The following is an 11,275-nucleotide window of genomic DNA, read 5'->3' as shown; positions in this document are numbered from 1 at the left end:
GGAAGCTCATGAAAAACATCGATATCGCCGGTCTCACCGTCGGCAATGATCGTCCCCTGACCATCATTGCCGGCCCCTGCCAGCTGGAAACCGCGGACCACGCCCGGATGATTGCCGGCGCCCTCAAGGAAGCCTGCGGCAAGGCAGGCGCGCAGTTCGTGTTCAAGGCCTCTTACGACAAGGCCAACCGCACCTCGCTGTCGGGCAAGCGCGGGCTTGGCATCGACGAAGGGCTGAAGGTGCTGGACACCATCCGGCGCGAATTTGATGTGCCGGTGCTGACCGATGTCCACACCGAGGCGCAATGCGCGGTGGCGGCGGAGGCCGTGGACATCCTGCAGATCCCGGCCTTCCTGTGCCGCCAGACCGACATGCTGCTGGCCGCGGGCAACACCGGCAAGGCGGTGAACATCAAGAAGGGCCAGTTCCTGGCCCCCTGGGACATGGCCAATGTGGTCGCCAAGGTCGAAAGCACCGGCAACCAGAACATCCTGCTGACCGAGCGCGGCACCTCCTTTGGCTACAACACGCTTGTTGCTGATATGCGCTCGCTGCCGCAGATGGCGCAGGGCGGCTACCCGGTGGTGATGGATGCCACCCATTCGGTGCAGCAGCCCGGCGGCAAGGGCGGCTCCACCGGCGGCCAGCGCGAATTCGCGCCGCTGATGGCGCGCGCGGCTGTCTCGCTGGGTATTGCCGCGGTGTTCATCGAGACCCACCAGGACCCGGACAACGCGCCGTCCGACGGGCCGAACATGATTTATCTCGACCAGATGCCGCAGCTGATCGAAAGCCTGATGCGCTTTGACGCGCTGGCCAAGGCCGATCCCATTCGCATTTAACCAGCAAAGAGATTTTGAGACATGACCAAACCGCTGTCCGAGGTGACCCCGAACACCTGGAGCTTTCTGCGCGACGCGATGATCAAGCCCACGGGCTTCCGCGAATATGACGCGCGCTGGAAATACCCGGAGGAGATCAACCTCCCCGGCATGACCGCCCTGGGCCTGGGCCTCGGCACCCAGATGCGCAAGCGCGGGATCGAGCCGGTGATTGCGGTCGGCAACGACTACCGCGACTATTCCCTGGCGATCAAAAACGCGCTGATCCTGGGCCTGATGCAGGCCGGCATCCAAGTGAAGGACATCGGCCCGGCGCTGTCGCCGATGGCCTATTTCGCCCAGTTCCACCTGGATGTGCCCGCGGTCGCCATGGTCACCGCGTCGCACAACCCGAACGGCTGGACCGGCGTCAAGATGGGCTTTGAACGCCCGCTGACTCACGGCCCCGACGAGATGGCAGAGCTGCGCGATATCGTGCTGAACGGCGAAGGCCAGGCGGCGCCGGGCGGCTCTTACGAGTTTGTGGAGGGCGTCAAGGAAGCCTATCTCGACGACCTCGCAGGCGACTTCAAGATGTCCCGCCCGCTGAAGGTGGTCTGCGCCACCGGCAACGGCACCGCCTCTGCCTTTGCGCCGGAGCTGTTCAAGCGCATCGGCGTCGAGGTGATCGAGAGCCACAACGAGCTGGACTACACCTTCCCGCATTACAACCCCAACCCCGAAGCGATGGAAATGCTGCACGACATGTCGGCATCGGTGAAGGCTTCCGGCGCCGATCTGGCGCTTGGCTTTGACGGCGACGGCGACCGCTGCGGCGTGGTCGATGACGAGGGCGAGGAGATCTTTGCCGACAAGGTCGGCGTGATCATGGCCCGCGACCTCAGCAAGATCTATCCCAATGCGACCTTTGTGGCGGATGTGAAATCCACAGGCCTGTTCGCCTCCGACCCGGAGCTGAAAAAGAACGGCGTCACCGCCGACTACTGGAAGACCGGCCACAGCCACATGAAGCGGCGGGTGAAGGAAATCGGCGCTTTGGCGGGGTTTGAAAAATCCGGCCACTACTTCCTGGCCGAGCCGGTGGGCCGCGGCTATGACTGCGGCATGCGGGTGGCGGTTGAAGTCTGCAAGATGCTGGACCGCAACCCGGAGCAGTCGATGTCCGACCTCAGGAAGGCGCTGCCCAAGACCTGGGCCACCCCGACCATGTCGCCCTATTGCGCCGACACCGAAAAATACCAAGTGCTGGACCGGCTGGTGCAAAAGCTGGTGGACAAGCATGAGGCGGGCGAACAGCTGGCAGGCCGGGCGATCAAGGAAGTCGTCACCGTGAACGGCGCAAGGGTGATCCTCGACAACGGCTCCTGGGGGCTGGTCAGGGCCTCCTCCAACACCCCGAACCTGGTGGTGGTCTGCGAAAGCTCTGACAGCGAGGCGGAGATGCGGGCAATCTTTGCGGACATCGACGCCGTGATCCGCACCGAGCCGCTGGTGGGCGATTACGATCAGACCATCTGATCAGGCAGGAAAGAGGGATTTCGCCTGCTGACGCAGGCGGCAGACTGAGGGATTTCGCCTGCGTTAGCAGGCGACCGGCGCCCGCCTCCGGCGGGCGCTTTTTCTTTTTCTGAGAAGCGATCTAAGGACAGGCCTGCCCTTAGATGCGCCATATCGAGTGTAAGACGCCTGCAGCCGCGTCAAGGACAGGCCGGGCTGCGCCCGGGGGCCTGCGGCCCTCCTTGACCCGGCCTCCGGCTGGGGGGCTCAGTCGCCGCCGAGGAGTTTCAGCAGCTGGTCGCGGGCTTCCTGCTTGATCCGTTCCTTAAGCAGGTCGTTCAGGTCCTGTTCCGGGGTGATCCCGGTGTCCAGCTCCTCGCTCAGCTTCTGGCGCACCCGGTCCTTGGCCTCCTGCTCGATGCCGTCCAGCTTCGGCTGCAGCGCCTGGCTGAAATCCGGGCGGATGTCCGGATTGTCCCAGCTGCCGCGGATGCGCACCGGAATGGTCAGCACCTGATCGCGGCCCGCCCGCACCAGCTGCGGCGTGAACAGATAGTCGATGTCGCGCGCGCCCAGGCCGATCCGCCCCGTGCCTTGCGCCCTGAACCCCTTGAGCAGCACCAGCAGGTCCTCATTGCGCAAATTGCCGCCCTCGACCGTATAGCTGGCGGTCAGCTGGTCGAACACGGTGCTGCCGCCATTGCCGCCGGAGCGCATCAGCTGCTCCAGGTCGAAGCCGGTAAAGAACCCCTTGCCCGCTTCCAGCCAGCCCTTGCCGCTCAGCGAGCGCATGATCGCGTCCACCGAATTGCCGGAGCCGAGGAACTCCACCCCGCCCAGCGCCTCGCCGTTGAGGCGGCGGTAGCCCGCGGTCTCGCCCAGCGCGCGCTCCAGCCGGATGCCGGTGAAGCTGAGGTTCCCGCCCACCGACAGCCCGTTGCGGTTGTTGGCCACCAGCTGCCCCTGCACCTCGCCGGCGAACATCGACGCCGGCAGGAATTTCACCACCGCCCGCTCGCGCTCAACCGCCAGGTTCAGCTGGCTCGGCCCCAGCTGGACGCTGCCGGTATCCAGACTGTCAAACGACAGATCCACCGTCCCGTCAGCCAGCCCCAGCACCGAGGCGTCGATGCGCTGGCCGGGCCAGCCCTCCGCCGCCGCGCCGCGGCCGTCCGGCGGCTCCGCGCCCGTGACGCCGCTGAAATCCAGCGCCCCGCCCTGCAGCCGGGCGGTGATCCGCGGCCGCTTGGCGAAGTCCACATCCGCCGCCCCGCTCAGCCTGTTCTTGCCCAGCTCCAGCGCCAGGTCGCGCATCGACAGCCGCCCGTCCGCGGTATAGGTCACATCGGCGCCGAACACCGCCTTTTGCGCCAGCGCCTCCGGCAGAACCGCCCCCAGCGCCGCGCCGGTCCGCACGGCATCCTCCGCCCCGAAGGTCAGCCGCCCGCTGGCCTCGCCATTGATATCGGCATGGCCGTCAAACCGCCCGGTGCCGCCGGGCGCCGTCACCGTTGCGCCGACCGAGGACACCTCGCCCGCCAGAAACGCCGCAAAGGTGCCGATCTCCGCGTCGATCTCCACCGGCTCGCCCGCCGGGCGCAGGGTCACCTTCGCATTCACCGTGCCTGCGGGATCGGGCCACAGCAGGCTGAGGTCAACATTCTTCATCTCAACCGGCTGTTCCCCATGCGCGGCATAGCGCAGGGAGGCCCCGGTCAGCTCCACCGCCTCGATCCGCAGCGGCTGCCCGGTGCCCTCTCCGGCCCCGGTGCTGCCCGCCGCCGCGCCGCCGCCGCCAAAGACCCAGTTGCCAATGCCCTCCGCGTTGGTGGCCAGGTTCAGATGCGGCAGGATGGCAGAGACCTCGGTGACCCGCACATTGCCCTGCATCAGATCCGCCGCCGCAACGCCGATGGTCACCCGCTCCGCCCGCAGCATCGGCTCCGGCCCGGCCCAGTCCGCATTGGACAGCGTCACCGCATCCGCCTTGACCCCCAGCGTGGGCCAGAAGGTAAAGCTCACCTTGCCGCCAAGCCCCAGCTGCCGCCCGGTCTGCGCCTCCAGCTGATCGGCGGCCAGCCGCGCGATCTTCTCGCCCGGCAGCAAGAGCACCAGCCCCGCCAGCAGCACCACCGTCAGCACCAGCGCCATCACGACCCGGATTATCAGCTTCATCGGCCCACTCCTCATCTCTTCCCCCTGTTGCCCGAGGGTCTTTTTGCCAGCTTACCGCCTCTGTGCGGGGGTGCAATGCAGGAAGCCCCCCCTGCGCCCTGTAAAGCGCCATCAGCACATAGCAGGGTTCCCGCTGGCAGGCTTCGCCTCGCACTGAGGGATGACACGAAACAGCGCGTCTGTCTTGTCACGCATCAGTTGCTCTCTTAATGCAAACCGGCCTTGGCGCACCCGCTTCAACACCTAACGGAGGGCAGCCCCCGGCCTCGGGTGGGGGTGAAGCCCCCTCCCGTGGGGGAGGTCGGGGGCTGCCCGGCCTATCGTCCGGGCAAGGGGAAAATGCACCCCCTGGTGTACAGGGGGTGCACGCAGGACACCCCCCTTTTCCTTGCCTCCTGCCGCATTCCTGATATATGCGCGCGCATGACCAGTTCCCCGTCCAGCAACCCGCCCAGCCTCCGCCCTGACCTCGCCCCGGAACCGCAGTTCCGCGAGGCGCCCCGTGACGGCCAGCCGACCCTCGGCATGGTCTCGCTCGGCTGCCCCAAGGCGCTGGTCGACAGCGAGCGGATCCTGACCCGGCTGCGCGCCGAAGGGTACGGCATCTCGCCTGACTACGCGGGGGCTGATGCGGTGATCGTCAACACCTGCGGCTTCCTCGACAGCGCCAAGGCCGAAAGCCTGGAGGCGATCGGCGAGGCGCTGAAGGAAAACGGCAAGGTGATCGTGACCGGCTGCCTGGGCGCCGAGCCGGATTACATCCGCGAGCATCACCCGCGCATCCACGCGGTCACTGGCCCGCATCAGTATGAACAGGTGCTGGACGCGGTGCATTCCGCGGTGCCGCCCTCCCCGAACCCTTATGTGGATCTGCTGCCCGCAACCGGTGTCAGGCTCACCCCGCGCCACTTCAGCTATCTGAAGATCTCCGAGGGCTGCAACCACAAGTGCAAGTTCTGCATCATCCCGGACATGCGCGGCAAGCTGGCGTCGCGCCCGGTCCATGCAGTGCTGCGCGAGGCGGAAAAGCTGGTGGAGGCCGGGGTGCGCGAGCTCTTGGTGATCAGCCAGGACACCTCCGCCTATGGCCTCGACCGCAAGTATTCCGCGCATCCGTGGAAGGGCACCGATGTGCGCAGCCATATCCTCGACCTCTCCCGCGAGCTGGGCAAGCTGGCCCCGGCGGAGGACCTGTGGGTGCGGCTGCACTATGTCTACCCCTACCCGCATGTGCGCGAGCTGATCCCGCTGATGGCGGACCCGGACAATGCGCTGCTGCCTTATCTGGACATCCCCTTTCAGCACGCCCACCCGGACGTGCTGCGCCGCATGGCCCGGCCCGCAGCGGCGGCCAAGACGCTGGACGAGATCAACGCCTGGCGCGCCACCTGCCCCGATATCACCCTGCGCTCCACCTTCATCGTCGGCTTCCCCGGCGAGACCGAGGCCGAGTTCCAGCACCTTCTGGACTGGATGGACGAGGCGCAGCTGGACCGGGTCGGCTGCTTCAAATACGAAAACGTCGACGGCGCGCGCTCCAACGACCTGCCGGACCATGTGCCGGAAGAGGTGAAGCAGGAGCGCTGGGAGCGGTTCATGGAGAAGGCCCAGGCGATTTCCGAGGCCAAGCTGGCGGCCAAGGTCGGCCAGACGATGCAAGTTATCGTGGACGACATCGACGAGGACGGCATCGCCACCTGCCGCACCAAGGCCGACGCGCCGGAGATCGACGGGAACTTGTTTATTGATGAGGGAACGGACGGGTTGCAGGCCGGTGATCTGGTGACCGTTGAAGTTGATGAGGCGGGGGAGTATGATTTGTGGGGTGTAAGGACCAACTAGGAAACTGTCCGACTTCCAGTCATGTTTCAGCCGATCGACCTCCAGCCCCTAATCTCTGAGTGGGACACCAACAAAGGAAACTCTGAGAGCTATAACGCTGGGTACGATGCCTTGCTGGCGTTCGGCTCGGAAGTTTATGAAAAAAATGGGATGCTGGTCTTGGCACATGCCGTTTATGGCTGGATGCCGACAATCCTGAAGTCGTACGAATTAGACGGTCTTGCTGTTGAAGACGTCCGGGCAGGTTTTCTTCCCGCAGAACCTGTTCTGAACAATTCATGGGTGGGAACGTCAAAGATGTTCCACTTTCTTGCACCTGAGGTCTGGCCCATTTGGGACAGCCGGGTAGCCTTGCATTTCGGCTTGCCCCGGAGTGACCAGCACAATCGCCGCGACGTGTATAGGGACTACGCAGACTTTCTGCGCGCAGAGGCCGTGTCTTGCAAAAACCCAACATCCTACAGCAACTTGCGGTTTCTGGAACTGTGCCTGTTTTCGGCCCGCCCTGCTAAGAACGAGAAGCTGACGCGCTCATCTGTCCGCCTCTCCAGCGCCTAACCCTGGGTGGGTGCGACGCGCCCTCCCGCTTTGCCGGAGGCAAACCTTCGGTTTGACGGGAGTGTCGGGCGCTGCCCGCGCAAAGCGCGGGCTTTGGGTTTTCCCTCCCCTCGCACCAAATCCCTGCTACGCTCTCCCCGAACCGCAATCAGCCCGGGAGAGTCCCCAGCCATGACAGACACGCCTGATATCGCGCAGAAAGCCCCCTTCCCCGTCGAGGTGACGGAGGGCAAGACCTACTTCTGGTGCGCCTGCGGTAAGTCGCAGAAACAGCCGTTCTGCGATGGCTCGCACAAGGGCACGGCGTTCGAGCCGGTGAAATACAAGGCGGAAAAGGACGGCAAGGTGTTCTTTTGCGGCTGCAAGCACTCGGGCAGGAAGCCCCTGTGTGACGGTACCCATTCGAAACTGTAAAAGGCCCTGCCTTGGACTGGCGTGCGGCAGAAGAAAGCCCCGCAAGCCGGGCTTGCGGGGCGGGTCAATTATGGGTTCAGGGCATCAGCCGCTTGAACAGGTCTGCGCTGGGGCAGAAGTCCGGCACCGCGGGGCCTTCCTCGCGGCGCGACGAGATCCACAGGGCGCAGGACTTGCTGCACCCCGCGCCGCGGCAGGAGGTGACCATCCGCGCGTAGTCCAGCCCGTTCAGCCGCCCGGCCTTCATTTCCCGGTCCAGATCGACGCCCGCCGCCTCTGCCACCGCGCGCAGCAGCCACATGTGGCGGAAGATATTGCCCAGGCCCTCGGCCTCCGCTGCCATGTCCTTCATCAGGCGCGGCCCTTCAGCTCAAGCAGCGCATCCGCATTGCGGCAGCCGGGCATCGGCGCCTCTGCGCGCTCATGGGCGGCCAGGAAGGCCTCGCACTGATCCGGCACCGCGCAGCCGCGGCAGCGGGTGATCAGGGCGGCCCAGTCCTCGTGGCTGATCTTCCCTGCGGCAAAGGCACCGGTCAGGTCGGTGCCCGCGGTCTGGCCCATCCGGGCCATCAGACGCAGATGGTAGAGGGGATCCCCCAATGGCTGCATATCTTGAACTCCTATTGGGTTCCGGGCGGACGCGTCAGGCCTGCTGCTCGTTCAAATACCCAAGCAGATCGCGGTTGCGACAGAAATCCGGGGCGTCTGCCCCGGGGCGCAGGCCTTCGGCCAGCCACGTGCGGCACGCCCCGACACCGCCGCAGCGGGTGCAGCGCAGCACCGCCTCGGCAATCTCGTCAAAGCGCAGGGTGCCGGACACCGCCTCTTCTTCCAGGTCCAGACCGACGGTTGCGGCCATCCGGTCAAACAGCTCGGCGTGCTTTTTCAGGTCGGCATGGGTGGTCATCGCGCTCTCCCGGAATCATTTATTCCGGGTGCAGCTTAGCGGCGGCCTGCGGGTCAGAATTTGACACAGGTCAAACGGGATAGAATTTATAAGGATTTCACGCCAAGGTGGTCGAAATAAGCCCGCACCGCATCCTGTACCCGGCGGAAGCGGTCGCCGCCCAGCTTCTTGCCGCCGTACCAGCGGGTGACGATGATGACGTGGTCCCTGAGGCCCTCGCGCTCCATCATCCGCAGGATCACCATGCCCGCGCCGGATTCGCCGTCATCGGCCTTCAGGCCGCCGGATGGCAGCACCGCCGCCCAGGTGTTGTGGGTCGCCTTGGCATAGGCGCGGTCCGTTTTCAGCGCCGCCAGCACCGCGTCGACCTCCTCGCGCGAGGCGGCCGGCGCGCCGGTCACCGCATAGCGCGAGCCGCGGTCGGTCAGGACCACGCCGAGCCGCGTCAGCGCAGGCCCGGCCTGGTCCCTCCCGGCGGCCATGCTCAGTTCAGCCCGTAACGGTCGATGGTCGCCTGCACCACCCGCACCCGGTCGGGGTTGGCCGGGTGGGAGCCCAGGAACCGGTCGCCCGGATCCGGCAGGCGGTTGAAGAAGCGCACGCCGATGCTGGGCCGGTAGCCGGATTTATGGGTGATGATGGTGCCCAGCTCATCCGCCTCCAGCTCGAAATCCTTGGAGTAGGTGCGCGCCCCGACAAAGCCGCCAAGATCCTGCGCCGTCGAGACGCTGGACGATCCGCCCCCTGCCAGTGCGGTGATCAGCCCGGCGCCGGCGCTCACCAGTGCGGAGTTCTGCGCCTGCCGCGCCAGGTGGCCGCGGATGTGGTGGGCGGCCTCATGCGACATGACAAACGCCAGCTCGTCATGGTTGGCGATCTGCCCCAGCATCCGCTGGGTGAAGGTGATCACCGGGCGCCCCGAGCGGTCCAGGCTCTGATAGGCGTTGGGGGCCGCGTTCGGATTCGGGTCGACGCGGATCAGGAAGTCGCAGTTCAAACCCTGGGTGCGGTTGCGGCATTCGCGTTCGGCCACCGGCTCCACCCGGCGGGACACGGTGGCAAATGCGTTGCGCGCCTCGGCGGGCGCCATCCCCTGCACCCGCGGCGCCTGAACAACCGGCGCGGACTGCGAGGCGGGCTCAATCGCTACATTACAGGCGCTGACAGCAAGGGCAAACAGACACATAAAACGGCGCATGGCAGATCCTTTTGCAATTTGCCGCCAACATACCGCGCAAGCCCGGGGGATAGCAATTGCGGCAGCGGCGGAAGATTGCCGTTACATCTGTACGATACCTCGTGTTTGCAAGGTCTTGCCAGCAGGCGGGCCGCAGTGGCAGGCTGGTGCCATGTTTACCATCGAACATGAATTCGACTCGACGGTCATCACCCTGGTGGATGAGGGCGACGCCCCCCTCGCCGAGGATGTGACCATAAATTCCTTTGAAGAATGCGTCACGGTCGAACAATACGACCCGCGCACCGACAGCGTGCAGAAAATCACCCTGTCGCATCTTCAGGTGCGCGACCTGGCCGCGGCGCTGGACCTGCCCGAAGGGGTTTACCGGCTGGTGGCCGGCGACGATTAGGCGTCAGGCCGGCCCCAGATAGACAAACAGCTTGTCGCGTGCGGCTGCGCCGCGGCGCAGCTCCAGGCGGGAGGCCGCCGTTCCCATCGCCGCCGCCAGCAGCCGGCGGATGGCTTCGTTGGCCTTGCCGTTCTCCGGCGCCGCGGTGACAGAGATCTTCAGCCCCCCCTCCGCCGCCGCAATCGCATTGCGCGCCGCCTTGGGGGTGGCCCGCACCGCAATTTCCGCGCCCGGCACGCACAGATGGCTCAGATCCGGCAGATCTTTCTTCTTCGGCTTTCCCATGCCTCCCCTGATGCCCTGCGGCGGCGCCAAAGGCCATAGACTTTGCCGTGCCCGCGCGGCTATCACCCCGCCAGCGGAACCCGGCCCTGCTGCCCGTGCACAACGGATCCCGCGCGCAAGGCCCGTGTTAGGGGACACTTCATATTGCAGTAACCGGAAGAGGTCGGATGACCCCGGAAGAACCTGGATGCGGCTATACACAAAAGGGGTGTTGGGTGACGTGCTCCCCGTAGAGTCCGCGTTCTTTAGTAAGCTTTGCTCAGGTTTTGGTCCTCTACTGACCGTTGGTGATACTCCCACGGCGTGAGCCCGTCGAGGCTCGTGTGGGGGCGGTGATGGTTGTAGTCGGCACGCCAGGCCGTGATCAGTTCCCGGGCATGGCGCAGGTTGGCGAAGAGGTGTTCGTTGAGACACTCGTCGCGCAAACGGCCGTTGAAGCTTTCGACGAAGCCGTTTTGCATGGGTTTGCCTGGTGCGATATAGTGCCACTCGACCTTGCGATCCTCCTGCCATTTCAGGATGGCGTTTGATGTCAGCTCCGTTCCGTTGTCGCTGACCACTATGCTGGGATAGCCGCGCACCCGAGCGATGTTGTCGAGCTCACGACCAACGCGTTGCCCGGACAGGGAGGTGTCCACGACCGTTGCCAAGCATTCCCGGCTGAAGTCATCGATGACGCACAGGACCCGGAACCGGCGGCCATCCCTTGCCCGGCAGGGCATTGCGCAGCAATGTCCCGAGAGGGGACAGGCTGTCAGACACGAAGTCCAACGACCATCTCTGGTTCGGCCCCTGCGGGATCGCCAGCGGCGCCCGCGTTCCTATCGCGCGCTTGCGGCCGCTGCGCTTGCGCACGGTCAGCCCCTCTTCACGATACATCCGATAGAGCTTCTTCCAGTTTACCTTCCAGCCCTCGCGCCCGAGCAAAAGGTGCAACCGTCGATAACCGAACCGCCGCCGTTCGCGGGACAGCTCCTTCAGCCTTGTTCGCAACTCGGCATCCGCCGGCCTGGTTGATCGTCGCCGATAAACGCGCGGATCAATCCCGGCCAAGGCACAAGCGCGCCGCTGGTTGCAGTTCTTTTCTGTCATCGCCCAGTCCACAGCTCGCCGCCTTGCACCGGGCTTCAGAAGTTTTTTCCCATGACCTGCCCCCCGCGAAATCC

General features: G+C 65.3%; 13 protein-coding genes and 1 pseudogene. 6 read left to right on the top strand and 8 right to left on the bottom strand.

Annotation, left to right across the window (positions count from 1 at the left end; all coding sequences use genetic code 11):
• Positions 1 to 8 precede the first annotated feature (8 nt).
• Together kdsA and B2P87_RS05245 are read left to right on the top strand one after the other, a co-directional pair.
• The gene (gene kdsA, locus B2P87_RS05250) at positions 9 to 842 is read left to right on the top strand and encodes a 3-deoxy-8-phosphooctulonate synthase (RefSeq protein ID WP_141890846.1); all 834 of its coding nucleotides are present in this window, start codon (positions 9 to 11) and stop codon (positions 840 to 842) included.
• Positions 843 to 863: 21 nt separating this feature from the next.
• A complete protein-coding gene (locus tag B2P87_RS05245) occupies positions 864 to 2,360 on the top strand; it encodes a phosphomannomutase/phosphoglucomutase (protein WP_141890847.1) in 1,497 nt (498 codons plus the stop codon).
• Positions 2,361 to 2,606: 246 nt separating this feature from the next.
• Here B2P87_RS05245 and B2P87_RS05240 read toward each other — a convergent pair whose 3' ends face one another.
• Positions 2,607 to 4,514, bottom strand: coding sequence for an AsmA family protein (locus B2P87_RS05240; protein ID WP_141890848.1), 1,908 nt, complete (start codon positions 4,512 to 4,514; stop codon positions 2,607 to 2,609).
• Between the two features lie 423 nt (positions 4,515 to 4,937).
• Here B2P87_RS05240 and rimO point away from each other — a divergent pair, with 423 nt between their 5' ends.
• The 3 genes from rimO to B2P87_RS05225 all read left to right on the top strand — a co-directional run bounded on the left by rimO (position 4,938) and on the right by B2P87_RS05225 (position 7,328).
• Positions 4,938 to 6,356: a 30S ribosomal protein S12 methylthiotransferase RimO gene (gene rimO / locus B2P87_RS05235; RefSeq protein WP_141890849.1), complete on the top strand. Its 1,419-nt coding sequence runs from the start codon at positions 4,938 to 4,940 to the stop codon at positions 6,354 to 6,356.
• A gap of 21 nt (positions 6,357 to 6,377) precedes the next feature.
• Positions 6,378 to 6,914, top strand: coding sequence for a hypothetical protein (locus tag B2P87_RS05230; RefSeq protein WP_141890850.1), 537 nt, complete (start codon positions 6,378 to 6,380; stop codon positions 6,912 to 6,914).
• A gap of 171 nt (positions 6,915 to 7,085) precedes the next feature.
• A complete protein-coding gene (locus B2P87_RS05225) occupies positions 7,086 to 7,328 on the top strand; it encodes a CDGSH iron-sulfur domain-containing protein (RefSeq protein WP_058285962.1) in 243 nt (80 codons plus the stop codon).
• Positions 7,329 to 7,404: 76 nt separating this feature from the next.
• On the opposite strand, the gene B2P87_RS05220 is transcribed toward B2P87_RS05225, so the two are convergent.
• The 5 genes from B2P87_RS05220 to B2P87_RS05200 form a co-directional block, all read right to left on the bottom strand.
• Positions 7,405 to 7,680, bottom strand: a complete 276-nt coding sequence (locus B2P87_RS05220; RefSeq protein WP_058285963.1) for a DUF6455 family protein — start codon at positions 7,678 to 7,680, stop codon at positions 7,405 to 7,407.
• On the bottom strand, positions 7,680 to 7,937 hold the full coding sequence (locus tag B2P87_RS05215; RefSeq protein WP_141890851.1) for a DUF6455 family protein: 258 nt from the start codon (positions 7,935 to 7,937) through the stop codon (positions 7,680 to 7,682). The genes B2P87_RS05220 and B2P87_RS05215 overlap by 1 nt, the downstream gene beginning before the upstream one ends.
• A gap of 34 nt (positions 7,938 to 7,971) precedes the next feature.
• Entirely contained in the window at positions 7,972 to 8,235 is a 264-nt protein-coding gene (locus B2P87_RS05210; protein WP_141890852.1) for a DUF6455 family protein, read from the bottom strand.
• Between the two features lie 86 nt (positions 8,236 to 8,321).
• Positions 8,322 to 8,717, bottom strand: coding sequence for a YigZ family protein (locus tag B2P87_RS05205; RefSeq protein ID WP_141890853.1), 396 nt, complete (start codon positions 8,715 to 8,717; stop codon positions 8,322 to 8,324).
• A gap of 2 nt (positions 8,718 to 8,719) precedes the next feature.
• Entirely contained in the window at positions 8,720 to 9,433 is a 714-nt protein-coding gene (locus tag B2P87_RS05200) for a M48 family metalloprotease (RefSeq protein WP_058285967.1), read from the bottom strand.
• Between the two features lie 151 nt (positions 9,434 to 9,584).
• On the opposite strand from B2P87_RS05200, the gene B2P87_RS05195 reads away from it, so the two are divergent.
• The gene (locus B2P87_RS05195; RefSeq protein WP_141890854.1) at positions 9,585 to 9,824 is read left to right on the top strand and encodes a hypothetical protein; all 240 of its coding nucleotides are present in this window, start codon (positions 9,585 to 9,587) and stop codon (positions 9,822 to 9,824) included.
• A gap of 3 nt (positions 9,825 to 9,827) precedes the next feature.
• On the opposite strand, the gene B2P87_RS05190 is transcribed toward B2P87_RS05195, so the two are convergent.
• Positions 9,828 to 10,109, bottom strand: a complete 282-nt coding sequence (locus B2P87_RS05190; protein ID WP_141890855.1) for a DUF167 domain-containing protein — start codon at positions 10,107 to 10,109, stop codon at positions 9,828 to 9,830.
• A gap of 245 nt (positions 10,110 to 10,354) precedes the next feature.
• A pseudogene (locus tag B2P87_RS05185) lies at positions 10,355 to 11,275 on the bottom strand (IS3 family transposase); the annotation flags it as partial.

This window comes from Leisingera sp. UBA4491, from assembly GCF_002388965.1.
In the GTDB taxonomy this organism is placed as follows: domain Bacteria; phylum Pseudomonadota; class Alphaproteobacteria; order Rhodobacterales; family Rhodobacteraceae; genus Leisingera; species Leisingera aquaemixtae.
This window is presented reverse-complemented; position numbering and strand designations above follow the sequence as displayed.